The organism is Anabaena sp. FACHB-1237, from assembly GCF_014696225.1.
In the GTDB taxonomy this organism is placed as follows: domain Bacteria; phylum Cyanobacteriota; class Cyanobacteriia; order Cyanobacteriales; family Nostocaceae; genus FACHB-1237.
Genome location: NZ_JACJPV010000003.1, coordinates 91,294 through 109,696 on the forward strand (window position 1 = coordinate 91,294; position 18,403 = coordinate 109,696).

Annotated in this window: 17 protein-coding genes; 2 read left to right on the forward strand and 15 right to left on the reverse strand. The window is 34.5% G+C overall.

Annotated elements, in window-relative coordinates; translation table 11 throughout:
• Positions 1–178: 178 nt before the first annotated feature.
• Entirely contained in the window at positions 179–1,039 is an 861-nt protein-coding gene (locus H6F32_RS02225; protein ID WP_190367807.1) for a tetratricopeptide repeat protein, read from the forward strand.
• A gap of 228 nt (positions 1,040–1,267) precedes the next feature.
• On the opposite strand, the gene H6F32_RS02230 is transcribed toward H6F32_RS02225, so the two are convergent.
• Positions 1,268–4,342 carry a type ISP restriction/modification enzyme gene (locus tag H6F32_RS02230; protein WP_190367707.1) on the reverse strand — a complete coding sequence of 1,025 codons (3,075 nt, stop codon included), beginning with the start codon at positions 4,340–4,342 and terminating at the stop codon, positions 1,268–1,270.
• Between the two features lie 298 nt (positions 4,343–4,640).
• Between H6F32_RS02230 and argS the strand changes: the two genes are divergently transcribed.
• Entirely contained in the window at positions 4,641–6,398 is a 1,758-nt protein-coding gene (argS, locus tag H6F32_RS02235; RefSeq protein ID WP_190367708.1) for an arginine--tRNA ligase, read from the forward strand.
• 95 nt (positions 6,399–6,493) lie between these two features.
• Here the strand turns inward: argS and H6F32_RS02240 are convergent, their stop codons facing one another.
• From H6F32_RS02240 to cpcA, 14 genes are all read right to left on the reverse strand, one after another.
• The gene (locus tag H6F32_RS02240) at positions 6,494–7,180 is read right to left on the reverse strand and encodes a hypothetical protein (RefSeq protein WP_190367709.1); all 687 of its coding nucleotides are present in this window, start codon (positions 7,178–7,180) and stop codon (positions 6,494–6,496) included.
• A gap of 314 nt (positions 7,181–7,494) precedes the next feature.
• A complete protein-coding gene (locus H6F32_RS02245; RefSeq protein ID WP_190367710.1) occupies positions 7,495–7,641 on the reverse strand; it encodes a hypothetical protein in 147 nt (48 codons plus the stop codon).
• On the reverse strand, positions 7,634–8,941 hold the full coding sequence (locus H6F32_RS02250; protein ID WP_190367711.1) for an ATP/GTP-binding protein: 1,308 nt from the start codon (positions 8,939–8,941) through the stop codon (positions 7,634–7,636). Before H6F32_RS02250 ends, H6F32_RS02245 begins: the two co-directional genes overlap by 8 nt.
• A gap of 39 nt (positions 8,942–8,980) precedes the next feature.
• Positions 8,981–9,667 (reverse strand): DUF3226 domain-containing protein, encoded by a 687-nt coding sequence (locus H6F32_RS02255; RefSeq protein ID WP_190367712.1) that lies wholly within the window; start codon positions 9,665–9,667, stop codon positions 8,981–8,983.
• Positions 9,660–10,757, reverse strand: coding sequence for an AAA family ATPase (locus tag H6F32_RS02260; protein ID WP_190367713.1), 1,098 nt, complete (start codon positions 10,755–10,757; stop codon positions 9,660–9,662). Before H6F32_RS02260 ends, H6F32_RS02255 begins: the two co-directional genes overlap by 8 nt.
• 178 nt (positions 10,758–10,935) lie before the next feature.
• Complete coding sequence (locus H6F32_RS02265) at positions 10,936–11,697, reverse strand: phycobilisome rod-core linker polypeptide (protein WP_190367714.1); 762 nt, start codon at positions 11,695–11,697, stop codon at positions 10,936–10,938.
• A 108-nt stretch (positions 11,698–11,805) separates the two neighbouring features.
• Positions 11,806–12,534, reverse strand: coding sequence for a phycobilisome rod-core linker polypeptide (locus H6F32_RS02270; RefSeq protein ID WP_190367715.1), 729 nt, complete (start codon positions 12,532–12,534; stop codon positions 11,806–11,808).
• A gap of 407 nt (positions 12,535–12,941) precedes the next feature.
• Positions 12,942–13,685 (reverse strand): phycobilisome rod-core linker polypeptide, encoded by a 744-nt coding sequence (locus H6F32_RS02275; RefSeq protein WP_190367716.1) that lies wholly within the window; start codon positions 13,683–13,685, stop codon positions 12,942–12,944.
• A gap of 166 nt (positions 13,686–13,851) precedes the next feature.
• The gene (locus H6F32_RS02280; RefSeq protein WP_190367717.1) at positions 13,852–14,688 is read right to left on the reverse strand and encodes a phycobilisome rod-core linker polypeptide; all 837 of its coding nucleotides are present in this window, start codon (positions 14,686–14,688) and stop codon (positions 13,852–13,854) included.
• Between the two features lie 260 nt (positions 14,689–14,948).
• Entirely contained in the window at positions 14,949–15,545 is a 597-nt protein-coding gene (locus H6F32_RS02285) for a HEAT repeat domain-containing protein (RefSeq protein ID WP_190367718.1), read from the reverse strand.
• Positions 15,546–15,563: 18 nt separating this feature from the next.
• Positions 15,564–16,394 (reverse strand): HEAT repeat domain-containing protein, encoded by an 831-nt coding sequence (locus H6F32_RS02290; RefSeq protein ID WP_190367719.1) that lies wholly within the window; start codon positions 16,392–16,394, stop codon positions 15,564–15,566.
• 16 nt (positions 16,395–16,410) lie between these two features.
• Positions 16,411–16,650 (reverse strand): phycobilisome linker polypeptide, encoded by a 240-nt coding sequence (locus H6F32_RS02295; RefSeq protein WP_190367720.1) that lies wholly within the window; start codon positions 16,648–16,650, stop codon positions 16,411–16,413.
• Between the two features lie 93 nt (positions 16,651–16,743).
• Positions 16,744–17,604 (reverse strand): phycobilisome linker polypeptide, encoded by an 861-nt coding sequence (locus H6F32_RS02300; protein WP_190367721.1) that lies wholly within the window; start codon positions 17,602–17,604, stop codon positions 16,744–16,746.
• Positions 17,605–17,888: 284 nt separating this feature from the next.
• Positions 17,889–18,377 carry a phycocyanin subunit alpha gene (cpcA, locus tag H6F32_RS02305; protein ID WP_190367722.1) on the reverse strand — a complete coding sequence of 163 codons (489 nt, stop codon included), beginning with the start codon at positions 18,375–18,377 and terminating at the stop codon, positions 17,889–17,891.
• Positions 18,378–18,403: the final 26 nt, after the last annotated feature.

Below are 18,403 nucleotides of genomic sequence, written 5' to 3' on the forward strand. Positions count from 1 at the left end.
GTCAGACAACATAAATCAAGCAAGTAACTAAATAGATTTTTGATATCTGACGCAGCTTACATCAGATTTTTGGTGTGACGCTTGCGTAAGTCCTATTAAAATCAGAACCATAACGAACGGTTTGAAATAAAAAAAGGATATGCTATATTTAATTAATTTGTGGTTAAGAGGCGGTATTGTGCCAAAACAGATTGGTTTAATTTCTCTTTTAGTACTCTGTAGTCTGTGGAATATGCCCAAAGCTCAAGCTCAAGCATTAATACCTCACACAGTACAAATTGATACGGCCCAGTTAGAAAAACAAGGTCTAATATTAGCAGAAGAAGCAGCAAGTTTAGCCCAATTTCAGCAAATTCAACAGGCATTAATTAGAGCTAATTTTGCTACTCAACTTGCTCCGCAAAATGATAAAGTGTGGTGGTTGTTAGGTACATTGTATTTGCAAACTAAAGAATTTGATCAAGCAGTTAAATCTTTAAAAAAATCCCAAACTCTCAACCCCAAAAACCCTGAAGTAATTTTTGCTCTAGGTTCAGCGAGTTTTCAACAAAAAGACTATCTAGAGTCTATTAAGTATTATGAAGCAGGGTTAAAATTAAAACCCAAATATGCTGGAGGTTTGTTTGACTTGGGTAATGCCTACTATATGCTCAGTAAATACCCAGAGGCTATAGGTTATTTTAATCAAGCAGTACAGCAAGATGAGAAATTTTGGCCAGCAATTAATAATATAGGTTTAATTAAATATGAACAAGGAGATATTAAAGGTGCAATAGATAAATGGGAAACCGCAGTAAAGATAAATAATAAAGCAGCAGAACCATTATTAGCATTATCAGTAGCTATATATAGTCAAGGCGATCGCCAAAAAGGGGTCAACATGGCCATCTCAGCATTGCGTATTGATGAACGTTATGCGGACTTGGACTTTTTGAAAGAGAACCTGTGGGGGCAAAAATTACTTTCAGATACCAAGAAATTTTTGGACTTACCAGAAATTCAAGCAGCATTAAAACAAAGTCAAGAAATGCCAAAATAAAGAAGATCGAGGAATCACCAAGTCAGCATGGGTAAAGCATGAGCTCATTGGTGTCAAAATAAGCCACATATGGCTTATTTTGTTTAGCTTGTGCACTACCCTGGAAACAAATTTCCACAGCTAATAATCAAAATTTACGGACGCAGAGGCAGAGTAAGACTACTTAGGTAGCATCAGTCAATGAAGCGTCAAGAATCACCGCGCCTTTAGGTCGGTGAGTATGTCAAATTATCCCATTTCTTTAATTATTTTCATCGTTTCTACACTCACTGTACACACTCTCATTAATAAGTCTATTACCTGTTCTTTATAATCTGCAAAACGATAGGTATTAAACTTTTCCGCAATGGTAGGATCTTTTGGTTTCTTTTCTTTATATTGATCTAATATCCATTCTAATGCACTACGATTTCCTAGCATATATTCCCAGGCTATTTGGGGAATGTTTGATAATGTGGTGATGTCATCTAAAATGATTTTACCTGTGGTTTTATCTGCTTTTAATTTCACTTTGATGGTTTTTTGACGTTCACTGAGCGAAGTCGAAGGGGTGTCTTTTAAGGAAATATCCACACGGGTTAGGTTATAAGGGGTGACTGTTTCATAATTGATATGAAGTTCCATGAGTTGTTTTCCCCAGATAACCCATTGGTGGAAGTTTTCATAATAGGGTAAACGGGGAAATTCGCGTTTTAAATTCAGTTCATATTTTTTGCGGTATTCAGGGTTATGTAAGACTGCGTAGGTATAATGAAAGATGTCTATTTTGGTAATTGTTTCATCTTGATAATGGGTTTGAATTTGTTTTAGTCCCCAGTCTGTGATGTTATCAATGCGTTTTCCTTCTTTGTCGTAACGGTAGAGGGGGAGACATTGTGTACCACAAGCTGCACCGTTTAAATGTAAATCAGGAATAGTATTACTAGCAAGAGTCATAAAAGGTTTTTGTGAACCAGTATCAGTAAAAGTAATTATTAAATTTTCAGAATTACTGTTTATCGGAAAAATAGAATCTTGCTGATATAGTCTATGTACAATAATTTTATCATAATATACATATTGTTTAAAATAAGGACGATATAATCCAATACTTAAACAATTACTATTGTATTCTAATTTAGATCCTCTTATTAAATGCTGTTCTAATTCAGAAGTCCATTTAATAGTTCTATCAACAAAATCATTTATTGATATTTTAGAATGATGGGGATAATTTAATTTTTCCCACCTTAATTTTTCTTGATAATAAATTCTATAAAAATAGTTAATTTTATTGGTTAAGTTTTTTTGTGATATATCATAATTCCAATCATCTCTATTAGTGACTATACCTAATGAAAATAATTTGAAAATAGCTTGTTCATCATCAGCATTTTTGCATAATTTAGTTTCTTTATTCACTATAGGTAATAGTTCAATAAAATTATTATCTGTATCTGTATTTTGAATCCAGTTGTAATTATTATCAGGAATAATATGTTGAAACACAATATCAGAAAATTTCAACTGAGAAATATATTTTAGCTTTGCATTAGCGGCATTAACATTAGGAATTTTACTATAGAATATTTTACATGGTAAATTCTTATTATTTAATTTTTTAATCATAAAACTAATTGCTATTCCTACTTTAACATTAAATACATTTCCACTTTTGTCTCCCTCCCAAATATTTCCACCTAAATCAATAATATAAATTTCACTAAATTCATTAGCAACAGCTTTTCTAAAACCATCAGCTTCTTTAGAATGTATAAAAGAAGAATTAGTAATAAAAGCTAAAATTCCGTTTTTATTTAGTCTATTTGTAGCCCAACGAAAGAAACGAGAATACATATCATATCGCTTTGTTTTTTGAGCATTACTATATTTTACATAACTTTCTTTAATCAATTTATCTATTGTTGGATAACTTCTATTTTTATTATTATCATTTTCATTAGCTTGATTTGCATTATAAGGAGGATTACCAATAATTACAGAAATAGTCCGATCATTTTGTCTTTTAATTCTCGCAGTATTCTCCACAGTCATCGCAAACAAATCCATTTGCTTACCTGCAAATAGCGTATTATCCAAAGTATCCACAAAACAAATATTTTCAAACTCCTCATAAACTCCCATCTTCTGTTTATAAGTATATTCAATATTCAAATTCGCAATATAATAAGGTAAAATAGCCACCTCATTACAATGAATCTCATGTTTATATTTGTGCTGTAAACTATGGGTTGGTAAATAATCAATTAACTCCGTAATAAAAGTCCCCGTACCCGTCGCAGGATCTAAAATCTCTACATCTTTATCTGCTAACAACTTCCCAAAATGTTTATGTACTAAAAAATCCGTACTCTCTATCATAAACCGGACAATTTCATTCGGAGTATATACAATTCCTAATCTATCCGCCGCTTTAGGATTATAGGCTTTATAAAAGTTCTCATACAATGCTTTTAAGAATTTCTGTTTCTCTTGATGATTGACAATATTAGCCGCAGTTCGTTTAATTACTGCATAATATCTTTCAATACTTCCCAATGTATTCCGCTTTAAACTTCCGGTAAAAAATGTGGAAATTACCCCTTGTAATTCCCGCGCTACATTATTTTCTTGATGAAATTGTGACTCACTAAAAATATTAATAAAAATGTCTTCCGTTAAAATATGTTGAATAATCATTTCCCGAATATCTAACAAAGTAATTTCCGGGTTAATAGACTTTTTACAAAGTTCCCAAAACTTGTTTCTAGCGGTTTCAAATAATTTATTATTGCCCTCTTGACAATCAATCAAATTTCTGAGAGAATCTAAAATAATGGGGATATCTTGTTTAAAAATTTCTATCGCTTCTCGAAAGTCCCGCACTTCAGGACGCACAAAATTAATAAAGTTATTAATGATACCATCTAGCGCGTCCGCATCTTTCATGGAAACGCGCATAGTTTCCGTACCCGCTTGAATTAAAACCGCAGTTTGAGAATCTTCAAATAGGATGTTACTATCGGGATAACCTTTATTGAGTTTAGCCTCAATTTCCTTATCCAAATTATCATACTGGTCTTTACTTTCCCAGTATCCCCAATCCAAGCGTAAAGCGTCTTTCACAGTACCATCAGGATAGACTAATTTACCATTGGGTAGTTTATAATCTAATTCGGGAATGAGGAGAAAATCACGGGGTTTACAATATTCATTTAACAGGTTTTGAAAGGCAAAGCGGATGGAAGTTTCTTTGCGTGAACCTCCATATTGAATAATTTTTGCTACTTCTGTTTGATACTGAGTAATTAAGAGTCTTGACATAGCTACATTCTCTAATATATATCTTTCCAGATCCCGGACTTCTTAAATAAATCCCAATAGATCCCGGACTTCTTAAATAAATCCCAATAGATCCCGGACTTCTTTAAGAAGTCCGGGATCTTTCTTAGAAGTCCGGGATCTTTCTTTTCTTTATCTTAAATCAAAAACTTTGGAAAAATAACAGATTTAAAAAATATTAACATTTATCAAATTTCAAGGTAAAATAGTCAAAAACCAAACAGTGAATTACCATTTTCACTAAATTTTCACTAACATTACTAAAGATACAACCAACATCATGAACAGTACACAACAACAACTAAAAAACAAATTAAGTCAAGCATTAATCGCCGCTTTTGGTGCAGAATATAGTTATACAGATCCTATCTTAGTTAATGCTAGTAACCCAAAATTTGGCGATTATCAAGCAAATGTTGCCCTATCTTTAAGTAAAAAATTGGGCAAACAACCGAGAATTATCGCCTCAGAAATAGTAGATAAATTGGATGTTTCCGAAATTTGTGAAACTCCAGAAATAGCAGGACCAGGTTTTATTAACCTGAAAATTAAAACATCCTATTTAGAAAATCAACTCAATACAATTCAACAAGATGCACGTTTAGGAATACCCAAAACTCCAACTCCTAAAAAACAAATTGTAGATTTTTCTAGTCCTAATATTGCCAAGGAAATGCACGTTGGCCATTTACGTTCTACAATTATTGGTGATAGTATCGCCAGAATTTTAGAATTTCGGGGACATGATGTATTAAGATTAAATCATGTGGGTGATTGGGGTACACAATTTGGAATGTTAATTACTTATCTTAAAGAAGTTTATCCTCAAGCATTAACTACCGCAAACGCTTTAGATATTGGTGATTTAGTCACATTTTATCGTCAAGCAAAACAAAGATTTGATGAAGATAAAAACTTTCAAGAAATTGCCCGTCAAGAAGTGGTAAAATTACAAGCTGGTGCACCAGATACCATTCATGCGTGGAAATTGCTGTGTGAACAATCGAGAAAAGAATTTCAAATTATTTATGATATTTTAGATATTAAATTAATTGAAAGAGGAGAATCTTTTTATAATCCCTATTTATCTAAAGTTGTAGAAGACTTAGAAAAAACAGGTTTATTAGAAGAAAACCAAGGGGCAAAATGTGTATTTTTAGATGGTTTTAAAAATAGAGAAGGTGAACCCTTACCCCTAATTGTGCAAAAATCCGATGGTGGTTATAACTATGCAACCACAGATTTAGCAGCTTTGCGTTATCGCATTTTACAAGATAATGGAAATCGCATCATATATGTTACAGATGAAGGACAGTCTAACCATTTTTCGCAGTTTTTCCAAGTAGCTAAAAAAGCGCAATGGATACCAGAAAATATGGAATTAGTTCATGTTCCTTTCGGGTTAGTATTAGGAGAAGATGGTAAAAAGTTCAAAACTCGTTCTGGAGATACAGTAAGATTAAGAGATTTATTAGATGAAGCAATTTCTCGCGCTCGTCAGGATATTGAAAAAAGATTACAAGATGATGGTAGAATAGAATCTGAGGAATTTATTACCAATGTGGCTGAAATAGTGGGAATTAGTGCGGTTAAATATGCAGATTTAAGTCAAAATCGCACTAGTAGTTACATCTTTAGTTATGATAAAATGTTGGCATTAAAAGGAAATACAGCGCCTTATATGTTGTATGCTTATGTGCGAACTCAAGGTATTAGCAGAGAGGGTAATATTGATTTTACTAATTTGGGAACAGATGCCAAAATTTTATTAACAGAAGATACAGAATTAACCTTAGCAAAACATCTATTACAACTGGATGAAGTATTAACAGAAGTGGAACAGGATTTATTACCAAATCGTTTGTGTGATTATCTATATCAACTGAGTGATAAGTTTAACAAATTTTATGAAAATTGTCCTGTGTTGAAATCAGAAGAACCTGCAAGAACATCAAGATTAATGTTATGTGATTTAACCGCCAGAACATTAAAATTAGGGTTAAATTTGTTAGGAATTAGGGTTTTAGAAAGAATGTAATTAACATCTCTTGCATATCAAGATGCAACCTCCTCTAAGATACAAGGTTGGGTTAAGCGTAAGCGCAACCCAACATGATGATAAATCTAAATATATTACTGTCCAACTACTTGAATTAATTTCCAATCTCTAAAAGTACCAATTTCCCGTTTACTAGTCAATAAACCTACTTCTGGTTCAGGACTAACCCAAGCATAACTATTAATAGGAACATCTGCAAGTTTTTCAAATCTTTTACCCCAATGGGGAGTTTCAAAAGTGAGTAATAATAAAGGTTTAACACCTCCTGTTATCAAAGTTTCTGTTTCTTGAACTACAAAATTAATAGATTCATTTTTCAAAACATTAGCAATTTCTGGCTGTTTGACAAATAATTTTACATCAGGACTATAATTGCTTAATAAACCATTACTACCAGCTACAGCTAAAGCTAACCATGTAGGTATTAACCAACCTGCTAACCAATAATTAGCTGTTAAGAATTTCTGACTAAAACGATGACGTGCAACCCAAATTACTGGTAAAAATAACCAACCTAATCCTAATGCTAAACCGATGGATGAATAATGTTTAATATCTGTACCATCACTCACATTAATTTTAATAATTCCTGTATTCAAAATTATACCTGCAATAAAAATAATAGCACCTAAACCGCCAAACATATAACTTAAATTTCGGGGTAGGAGAAAATATTTTGTTTGCTGAAATTGCTGATTATAAATTTCACCTAACCAATTTAATGCTATTGCTGCTAAAATAGCCATCCAAGGGCAAAGCATGAGGGTATAGTGAGGTAAACGAGTGGAAACTATACTAATTTCTAGGAATATGATTATAGGACAAATAACCAATATAAAAATATTTTTACTTGATGAATGACGACACACTAACAATAAACCCAAAATACTAAATAAAGGCCAAGGAAATGCTTTAATAGGTAGATTCCATAAATAATAAAAAGGTGAATTTCCATGCAGTTGTTTTGTAGTGATTCTAGTTACTAAATTAAAAAACTGTTCAAAAACTATTTCTCCATAACGTTGATAACTTAACCAAAACCAGAGAATTACAGGTAAATAACCAATTACAAAACCTACATATAACAGAGGATTTTTAAGATGTTGACAACTGCTTTATCACCTTCACAAACAATTAAAAACCTTTCTCTAAGTTCCTTAATTCCTACTTTCCTATCTGCATAACCACGATTAAAATTTCCCCTGGTATTTTTTCTATTCATGAGATACACCAATAATTTCTGTTAAATTACCAATAAAAGGAATAGCCCCATATTTACCATTAATATAATCACGTTCATAACTATGATCATTTTTGATTTTATATTCAACCAAAGAATATAAATCTGTTGCACCATACTTATTTTTTTCAGTAAACCAAATTTGATCTCTGCGGAAAAGTTGAGAACTTAATAAATTAGTATCATGAGTCATAAATATTAATTGTGCATGATTATAATTAGTTTCTTGAGAATTAAATACTGTAACAATTGCTTTACTAATTAAAGGATGCAACCTGGCATCAAATTCATCAAAAATGAGAACTTGACCATTTTTTAAAGTATCTACCAAAGCTCCAGCTAAAGCAACTATTTTTTGAGTTCCTTCTGATTCATGATGTTGTAAATTAAATCTTTCTAATTCTACATAATTTCCTTGATGATCAAATTTTTGATGAAATGTATTAATAGCACTTGATTTAACAGCACCAGTTTTGAGAATTATTCTTTTTAATTCCTCTGGTATATCTTTTGGTAAAGAATCATAATTAACTTCTGTTTCTTCCAGACTAATTTCTCTAATACCTAAATCTAACTTTTTGATTAAATTAATCACTGATTCTCGATTTTCATGATCTGCTGATAAATACTTAATTGTATAAGCTAAATATTTTTTATCTTCTAATCCAGAAATTAAATGTAATTTTTGTGTGAGTAATTCTAATATTTGCTGTGCTATTTTTACATTAAATTGAGCAGCTACAGATATAAAAAGTGCATTATGTCTAGTTTTTGCATGAATACCTTCACCTTTAAATCTTTTAGATAAATATTCCATTTTATCAGAATTTCCATCATAAAATCTGGCAAAAATTCGAGTTTCTTTACTCGTGGGTACATAAAATAACCATTCTGAAATTACTCTTTCTTGAGTAGCTTCAAAACCATATCTATACTTTTTTCCATCTAATAAAAATACAATTTCAAAAAAAGATGGTGCTGTTTTAGTATCTGTATTTAATTCAAATGGTTCAACTCCTATTTTTTCCGTACTTTGAGTTTCTTTAGAAGAATTAATCATAAACCATTTCATAAAACTTATGGCTTTTGCTAAATTACTTTTGCCACTAGCATTAGCACCATAAATAGCAGCACTTTTGAGTAGTTTTAATTCATCATCTACTGCAAAAACATTATGATTATCTATTTCTTGACTATGGGAATTAATATTACTGGCTACCATACTTAAGGTAACTGTATCTTTAAATGATCTGTAATTACCAACACGAAATTCTATCAGCATATTGATAACAAGGAATAAGTTTACTCAATAAAAAAACAACTAACTAAACATCTGTAAAAAATCCTTTAAATCATTTAATATAGGATGTTCAAAATCCCATATTTCTGCTTTTTCCTTCATTGCATATTCAAAGCTACATTTTTTCTCTGCTTGCCTTTTTTCTTTATTTGAACAAGTATCAAATCTTAAATACATAGAAACCCAAAATTTGTTCACATCCTTAATCTTGATTTCCTTTCCATGAGTTAGTAAACAATTTCTCCAACTGTCTAAACAGTCAGCATAAATTGAATCTTTCTTCTTAATCATTTTTAAAACTGTTTCTAACTCTCCTTCTCCATTAACATTTGTAAAGTAACAAGCTATTTGAAAATTAAAACCATCAAAATTGATATCAATAAAATTCTTAATTTCTTTCAATAATTTTGTTTCTGGAAAAACTGCTTGAAGACAATCATTAACAAAATTAATTCTCTCAATTTCTTGCTTATCATCAATATCAATAACAATACCTATTTTTTCAATTTTACCTTTTTGTATATCTGTTTTTAAATCATTGAGAGCATCTTTGAGTTTTTTAGGATTTAATCCTTCCATTGATTTATAATCATCTTCCGCAATCATAATCGCAGGAGCAACTTCTATATTAAAATTAAGGTAACGAATAATTGCCTGTAAAAAATATTGATCATTTTTACTTTCTACAATCAAAATATTACTACTCACCTCTTACCTCCTTATTATGACTTATACCATACTCTAAAGTATCTAAATCTCTCTTAATAGCAACTATTTGACCTGTTTTAAAATTTCTGGTTAGCTCAAAATGAGCAGCCATATTTTCATACATATTTTGATATTCAAAACCAGCTTTAATAAAAGATTTAATCATTTCTAAACTGTGAGTTGTAGCAAATATTTGGACATTTAACTCCCTAGTTAATCTGTACAAAATACTCCAAAAAGCAACTTGATTTGAGTGATGAATACCATTTTCTATCTCATCAATTAATATAATACTATTTTCATTATTCACAATCCTTAACATAATATCCGCAATACGATTAATTCCATCACCAAACAAGGATAAAGGGAATCTTTTCTTGCTTTCCTTTTTAACCCAAATATTTCCTTCACCAATAGTCATTGTCTCTATACTAATAATAGAAGAATCAATAATTTGAAAGGCTTCTAAAACTTCACTTTCTTTCTCATTTAAACGAGATTTATCAAATTCCTGTGCTAATTCTCTACTACTAACTCTTAAAAAGGAGGGAATAAAGAAAGCATTTTTTATGTCAGGAACTTTAATATCTCTAGCTATAATACCCTTAGAACTAGATATGATTAATGCTTCAAAAGCCTCTCCATTATTAATTTTTGTTTTTAGGTGCATTACAGATTTTACAGACTCACTTCCTGAAAAAAGATTGATAAGTTTTTCGTTATCATCATCATCGTGTTGATATATATCTTCTAAATTTTGCAAAGATTCATCTACAAATAATTCAACTCTTTTAGAATAATCATTTTCTAGGATAGCTTCAATCTCTATTAAATTATTTTTATTTTCTTCAAAAAAGAAGTAGTTCCAGGTATTTTCCGGCAAAGATTGTCTAAACTTTGATGATTCTCTTCTTACTTGTCTTAGCAAAAAAATAGTATCTGGTCTTGGTGTACTATTGATAAATAATGCTTCTAATAATGCAGTTTTACCAATATTATTTTTTCCACTAATTAAATTAATTTTCTCAAAACCGGATATTTTTAATTCCTCAAAACATCTAAAATTTTGAATTTTAATATTTTTAATCACTGTAACCTCCATGTAAAAACATACTTATCTCTTCCTGAGTAACTAGCATAAAACAACTGGGTCTAGTTTTAATCTTACATAATGCTAAACTAACAAAAAATTGCCAGATAATCATTATATAAACAGCAAAACTAGATCCAGTATTAAATCCCAGTTAATTAACAGTTAATTAAATTACTTAGCGTCTACCACGATAGGGAACAGCATTTAAGTAATCAATATCAAAGGAAGAAAGTTTTTGCGCGTAGTTACCTTGACCACTGACTGCCGCAGCCATACCAGCAAAGGCGCGAGGATCTCCAGCGCGTAAAGGTTGTAAGTCCAACTTGCGGCTGTAGAATTTCTGTAAGGTAATTTGCCAGTCGGTTTTGACAGTACCTGCTTTTTCTTGGAAATCTTCACCATAACGAGGAGTTACCAAGTTAAAAGGACGATCTACAAAACGTTTACGTTGGTAAGGTACAGTATTATCACCAAAGTTTTGACTATATTCAGCACTGTCAACTAAAGCATCAACAAAACCGCTAAATCCTTTGGTACAAATCACAATGGACCAAGCAATCTCTTCTTCTTTGTTGTAAGCAGCACGACCTAGTAAGCGTTTAAGAGTAATATCTACTAAACGGTAGTTATTATTAACGGAAACAACTAAACGGTAGAATGCTTCAGACTTAGCTAAACCACGAATAAAGTCACGAACAGATAAAGAACCATTTTTTAATTGAGATTCTAAAGTACCTTGACGGTTAAATTTTAATATCTCATGTTCGCTGAAAACTTGACGGTATGCAGCCCAGATAATGCCTTGAATGTCAGTGGAAGAACTAACATCTTCTAAACGGTAGATGTATGGAGTATCTTCATTTTGATCTGCTACACCAAAACTGATAACTCGGTGATTTTGACTGCTGGGTTTGTATTGAAGTAATGGCAGTGCCATGTTTTTCCTCTTATTATCAAATTCAAAAAAATTGGTTTGAGAAAAATGAAGGAGGGTTGATTTCTCAAACTCCTCTTTCATCGTTATTAATTATTTTCCCCTATTTGGTTAGTAGCGATAACTAATTCCTAACCAATTTAAAACCAGCAAGAAACTAATACCTACGGTTATTGCTACCAATACAGCTAACAATGCCCGTTTATCAACATTTTGCCCATAAATAGGAGATAATGAACGACCCCATAAGGAACTATATCGCTCTTGAGGCGCGAAACCTATTTTATCGCGGTAGTCAGCACCATAACGAGTTCTAAAACTCAATAATTTGTCTGTACTCATAGCTTTGCGTTGATAGGGTACTGTAAAATCTCCAAAGCATTCTGAATATTCTACACTATCAACTAAAGCATCTACAAAACCATGCCAACCCAAAGTAGCAATTTTTATTGACCAAGCAATTTTTTCTTGCTGATTGTAAGGAGAACGACCTAAGACCCTCTGAAAAGTAATTTCTACCAAGCGATAATTGTCATTTACACTAACAACTAATTGATAGAATCTTTCGGATTTTAGCAAACCACGAATAAAGTCTTTAACGGAGATTGATTTATTTTTGAGTTGGGTTTCTAAAGCAATCTGACGGTTAAATTTGAGGATCTCTTGTTCGTTAAAGATTTGCCGATATGCTGCCCAAATTAAGGCGTTAATTTCGCTAGGGGAGTTGGCATTTTCTATGCGGTAGATGTAAGGCGTATCTTCATTAGTATCAGCCGTACCAAAACTACTAACTCTTTGGTTTTGGGTTGTCAGTTTGTATTTGAGTAAAGGAATTGCCATCTGAAAAACCTGCCTTTTGGTAAAGTTGGCTTCTTAGATTAGAAATTAATAATTTTGGCAAAATAAACTCTTTAAAAAATGCAAACTTTTTCCCAAAAAAATAGCGAATTTAGGGAATACAGCAAATCCATATTCAGCTAAAACCGTATTTTTGAATCAGTTTAAAATTTTTGAGTCTAATAAACTGATACCAAAAATACCAAAAATACCAAATTTACCAGTTATCAGTTATGAGAATATTTATAAATTGTTATGAATATTTCTAACTATTCGGGACTTGGGCAAAAGGGAGGGAAACTAGGGGTAATTCATGAATTACCCCTACAGAATAATCAGGGTTTTAGCTACATCTTGCCTAAGTCCTAACTATTTACAAGTCTCGTTTAACTGATAACTGAGTGCTGATTTTAGCCAACGGGGAAGTTAGCACTAGGACTAATAGAAACAGGAATACCTACTGGTTTTCTGTCTCTACTAGTGTCAGGAATTTGGATATTAGCAGTGCTAACAGGTGTATAGGTAACTGTCTTAATATTAATCCCTTTTGCCATATCCAAAAAGTTTTTAATGTCACCCCATTTGTAACGGGCATCTTCTAATTTATCCCGCCAGTAATCACTGTATCTTGGTGTTACTAAATTAAAGGGTCTATCTTTGTAGCGTCTTCTTTGGTAGGGAACTATATTCTCTCCAAAGGTGCTGAGATATTCTTCTGAATCTACTAAAGCATCTACAAAACCACTCCAACCAACATTAGCAATGGTGATGGACCAAGCAATTTCTTCTTCTTTGTTATAGGGTGCACGTCCTAAGATCCTTTTTAGTCCAATTTCTACTAATCTGTAGTTAGAATTGGTTTGAATTACTAAGGTTTGAAATGCTTCAGATTTAGCTAATCCTCGCACAAAATCACGGACGGAAATGGCTTTATTTTTAATTTGGGATTCTAAGTTACTTTGACGGTAAAATTTCAGGATTACGTGCTCACTAAAAAGTTGCCGATAAGTAGCCCAAATCAATTCTTCAATTTCTCCACCAGCAGCATAATTTTCACTGCGGTAAATTACTGGTGTATCTTCGTTGGGAACTTCATAACCAGCAACGCGCTGATTTTGAGAACTGGGTTTGTATTCTAATAAAGGTATGGACATTTTTCTGGTTTTGTCGTGTATTTTTGTAATTTAGTAGCCATCAGCCGTCAGCTATCACCTATCCCTATCCCTATCAGTCGGTAGGGGTAAACTAGTTTCTGGTTGCCGGTTTTAGCACTGCTAAACCTCAACTCCCAACTCCTCACTCCCCACTCCTTCATCTTTTTTAGTAGGTTTGAGTTCCAGGAATATAACGATAGGGTAGGGAGACTGCTACAGGTTTAACTGTGGGTTGTTCTTGGTTATCTCTGCTGGTATCAGGTATAGCAACGCTATTAACGTAAGATTGCGCTGTAGCTAAACTACGTTGGTAGTTCTGTTCATTGGTGATTATTGTTCCGGCCATGGCAAAGAAGTTAGCAGGAATAGCACGCCGTATATCTGCTGTGGTCAGTTGTCCAGAGGTACGAATGCTGTAGAAGGATCTGCCACTGTACTGCCGCATGGCTTGAACATCGCGCCAATATTGGTTGTATCTAGGATTAACTAGGTTAAAGGGGCGATCGCCAAAACGACGACGCTGGAATGGTACAATGTCATCACCAAAATTTTCTAAATATTCATCAGAGTCTACTAAAGCATCTACAAAGCCATGATAACCTTGAGTAGAAATGACAATAGACCAGGCTATTTCTTCATCTTTGCTATAAGATGAACGGCCTAAAAATCTTTGTAAACTAATATTAACTAAACGATAGTTAGAATTTGTATCCACAATTTGACTGCGGAAAACTTCTGATTTTCCTAAACCGCGAATAAATTCTCGGACGTTAATTGCTCGGTTTCTCAGTTGAGATTCTAAGCCAGTTTGCCGATAACTAGCTAATATTAAATGTTCGCTGAAAATTTGCCGATAGGATGCCCAAATCACAGCATCAATATCTTCACTGGAAGTAGCATTAGCTAAACGATAAATAGTAGGTGTATCTTCGTTAGCAATTTCGTAACCGTCTACTCTTTGGTTTTGTGTTGTTGGTGCGTATTCTAATAATGGTATTGACATCTTTACTTTTACCTTGTTATATGGTATGTAGATTGTTTCAATTTTGGGTATTGCTGATTAATATCTCACGCAAAGGTGCGAAGAAAAAGACTGTTCCAGGTTGTTTTTTTTTGGTTTGATCCTGTATTGATGCAATGTGCAATTTTTCAATTATTTCACTAAGCTGTTGTGCCTTTAACTTGAATAATTAATACAAGCAAGATGCTTGTGCTACTGTAACTTCAGGTTTTTTAATTATACAGTGAGTGCTGCACATTAGCTTAGTTGTTAGCCATTAGCACACGAGCGCGAACTGCTTTTTCTGTGTCGTTGGTCAGCATTTCCTGAAATTTGCTCAATATTGGTGATCTCACTTCAGGTATTTTGGCCATTGCTTGTAATCCTACTACGGCTGCATAACGAATTGACCAATCTGTGTCTTGACAAATCCACAGTAAGGTTTCTACGGCGCGGTTGATAGCTGTGCTTTGTTCACTAGCTGGTAATTTTTGCCATTGTAGGTTTCCTAATCCTTTAATTGCAGCACGACGCACACTGGGCGCAAAGTCAGTTAAAACTATAGAGATGAAAATATCTAAAGCACGGGGATCAGCGATCGCTGCCAAACTGCGAATCGAGTAAGCCCGTGCGCCATAGTTATAATCATCTATTTGAGACAGTAGTTGTGGTACTGCCTGTTCTCCTAACTCTATTAACCCTGCTACTGCGGCCATAGCTGCTCCTGGGTTGTTATAGCCAAAGACTTTAATTAAGGTAGGAATAGCGGCGGGATCTTTTGCTGCTGCTAGGTTTTGGACTGCTTGCACCATTTGTGCTGGTGTTTGTGCCAGATTAACTGCTTGAATTAATTCAGTCATTTGCTTCAGTCATGAACCTTACAACAGTGAATCCATCAAATTCATTACTTGGATAGCATCAGGGGAAATACTGAAATTTTCAGGATCATTTCCTAGTTGATATTCTAGTAAGCCTTTGAGGGACATGAGTTTGAAACTATTTTCTGCTTGTGCTTGAGCGATCGCCTTGGCTGCTGCCAGATAGCCAATAGCCCCCAAATCTCCCAAAACCACTCTACGCAACTTAATATCACCTTCTGCCAACCATTTCACTAATTTTTCCCCATAAGTGGAATCTTGAGTTAGTTGGTACATTGCTCTATTAGCTGCACATTCTACCCTGGGGATAGGATGCTGTAAAAATGGTTCAATCAAGGAAATAGCCTCAGTTGCGCCAATAGCTCCCAAGGCTTCTAATACTGCTTCATAGGGCTGGGTCAGATGGGGGCGGCCGGGTATTTGCACTGCCCGGGCTACTCCCCCATCTAATAGCTTGATCAATGAGGTAATAGCTGATTTATCACCCAACATAGCTAATGATTGGGCTGCGGCTTCGCGCACGTAAAAATCATCACATTCCAAACACTTAATCAAACCTGGGACAGCTTTCAAATCACCCAATTTACCTAAAGATCGGGCTGCATTGCGGCGGAGAGGATAACCGCCCAATTCTGTGCGATCGTCTTCATCTTCTAAAGCTGCAATTAATTTATCTATAGCTTCTGGTTGGTTGATCTGATAGTGTCCTAGCCACCATGCAGCATAATAGCGGAGACTTAAATCTGATGATTGCAGATTAGCAATGGCTAGTTCTGGTGTGAGTTGAGGTGCATTCTCAGCAGAATATTCTTCTCCAGTGGTTTCTATCATTGCTAAGGCGTAATGCTTATTCTGCCACAGTCAAAGGCTCAATTTTAACAATTCTGCCACCTAGACGGCTAATGCGCTGCATTTCTTCATTCATGCGGCTGTAGGGTACGGTAATAAATACGCTACCACTATGACGAATGCTGAATTGATTTTTGTCAGTTTCTTGGTTTTGCTTTAAACCGACAACTTCATAACGAAATACACGGCTGGCAGATGAAGAAACGCTACTTGCACCAAGTGTGGTTTGACCAAACATTACTCTAGATCTCCTATGTTTAAGGTTTAAGGTTTAAGTCTAAAACCAAAATCACCTATTACAGCGATTTTCATTTATCGCTCAACATTGACCTTAGGTTGAAGTGACGCTGACAATTTTGCCACCCATTCTATGAATTTGTTGCATTTTGTCTGAAAGGCGCTCATAAGGTACAATGAATACTGTGCTACTCCGACGCACGCTGGGGTATCCCGGATTGCGAATGCCTGCCACTTCCAGACGGTAAACGCGATCCGATGTCCCTACAGCATTGCCTAGGTTTTGTTTGGGTGCTACATCCGCAGATGCACGGAATCCCCAACCATTGTTAGTTCCTGATGGTCCAACAATAGAGGAAGATTTACCACTAGCTAATTCCCGTGCTAAACGAGATTTAGTACCTTCTACTTGAGAGGTATCACTGTTAGCATATCCTCTGTATAAACGGAACATCCGAGTAAAACTAGCAGAGGTTTGGCCGGCTTGAAAGTTAAAACCGCGATAATAGGGAACTACATTATCACCGAAGTTGTTTTGATACTCTTCCGAATCAATGTAGGAGTCTATTTCTGCGTCGTAACCTTCGTTAATATATAAGTCTAAGTGGTATGTTACTTCAGACTCATCTATAGGAGCGCGACCCAACAGGTGTTTATAGTTGAGTTCGATTAATCTGGTTTGGAAACTGTTATAGAAGAACTTATTTTTGTACAGTTCTGATTTAGCCACGCTACGGACAAATTCCCGTACTGTCAGATTACCGTCTCTTAATAAAGACTCTGGACCTACCAAGCGTTCAGAAGCCATCAAGTAGTCGTTACCTAAAACTTGCCGATAGACAGCACGAATCACTAACTCTACTTCATCTCTGCTGGCGTTAGCGCGAAGTTCTACCTTCCGTCCTTCGCTAAAAGGCTCTGTGCCTAATCTGGATGCTGCTGTTGTAATTGCCATTTTTTCCCCTTTATTTTGCCAAGTTTGGGCTGAATAAAGATTGCTAGAGATAGCAAATCTGCATTACTGCATAAAACTAAATAAAACTAGATAAAACCACATAAAACTACATAAAACTATGCCCGGAGCTAGATCCAACTGCTAGGTGAATGAGGTTTTGGAAATTTTCGCCACGTTTTGATCACATTGAATCTGAACGCAGTGATTCCCCCATAAATCTCTGGCGAACCCCTTAGGGTTAATTTCCATCTAGCAATTACATCCCTCTCCGGGCATGAAGCTATCTAGCTTAGTGCGTTGATAGCGTAGTCAATGTAGGTGTTAGCTTCGTTAGCAGCTTGACCGCCTAAACCGTGATTAGCTTTGATATATTTTAAAGCTTCTACATACCAGCTAGGAGACAAGTTGAAAGCACCGTTGATTTCAGCTAAACCAGCGATTAAGATTTCATCCAAAGGACCAGTTCCACCAGCTACTAAGCTGTAAGTGATGATGCGTAAGTAGTGGCCGATGTCACGAGCGCACTTAGCTTTACCGCGAGCATCAGAAGCAAATTCTGCACCGGGGGTAGAGGTGGTGTAAGGATATTTTTGGTAAACAGCGTTAGCAGCACCGTCAATTAATTTTTGAGCGTTTGCGGTTAAACCACGAGCAGCTTCCATGCTGGCAACGGCACGTACAAAACGACCATTAACAGCTTGTAATTCGGTGTTGCTTAAGAAACGTCCTTGGGTATCAGCAGCTGCAATAGCTTCGGTAATTGGGGTTTTCATGGTTGAATATCTCCTAGAATCTTCTT

Bases quoted from the DNA above. Each gene is read 5' to 3' on its own strand.
- H6F32_RS02230 (WP_190367707.1), bottom strand. From the start codon at position 4,342: ATGTCAAGACTCTTAATTACTCAGTATCAAACAGAAGTAGCAAAAATT.
- argS (WP_190367708.1), top strand. From the start codon at position 4,641: ATGAACAGTACACAACAACAACTAAAAAACAAATTAAGTCAAGCATTA.
- H6F32_RS02240 (WP_190367709.1), bottom strand. From the start codon at position 7,180: ATGCTTTGCCCTTGGATGGCTATTTTAGCAGCAATAGCATTAAATTGG.
- H6F32_RS02245 (WP_190367710.1), bottom strand. From the start codon at position 7,641: ATGAATAGAAAAAATACCAGGGGAAATTTTAATCGTGGTTATGCAGAT.
- H6F32_RS02250 (WP_190367711.1), bottom strand. From the start codon at position 8,941: ATGCTGATAGAATTTCGTGTTGGTAATTACAGATCATTTAAAGATACA.
- H6F32_RS02265 (WP_190367714.1), bottom strand. From the start codon at position 11,697: ATGGCACTGCCATTACTTCAATACAAACCCAGCAGTCAAAATCACCGA.
- H6F32_RS02270 (WP_190367715.1), bottom strand. From the start codon at position 12,534: ATGGCAATTCCTTTACTCAAATACAAACTGACAACCCAAAACCAAAGA.
- H6F32_RS02275 (WP_190367716.1), bottom strand. From the start codon at position 13,685: ATGTCCATACCTTTATTAGAATACAAACCCAGTTCTCAAAATCAGCGC.
- H6F32_RS02280 (WP_190367717.1), bottom strand. From the start codon at position 14,688: ATGTCAATACCATTATTAGAATACGCACCAACAACACAAAACCAAAGA.
- H6F32_RS02285 (WP_190367718.1), bottom strand. From the start codon at position 15,545: ATGACTGAATTAATTCAAGCAGTTAATCTGGCACAAACACCAGCACAA.
- H6F32_RS02290 (WP_190367719.1), bottom strand. From the start codon at position 16,394: ATGATAGAAACCACTGGAGAAGAATATTCTGCTGAGAATGCACCTCAA.
- H6F32_RS02295 (WP_190367720.1), bottom strand. From the start codon at position 16,650: ATGTTTGGTCAAACCACACTTGGTGCAAGTAGCGTTTCTTCATCTGCC.
- H6F32_RS02300 (WP_190367721.1), bottom strand. From the start codon at position 17,604: ATGGCAATTACAACAGCAGCATCCAGATTAGGCACAGAGCCTTTTAGC.
- cpcA (WP_190367722.1), bottom strand. From the start codon at position 18,377: ATGAAAACCCCAATTACCGAAGCTATTGCAGCTGCTGATACCCAAGGA.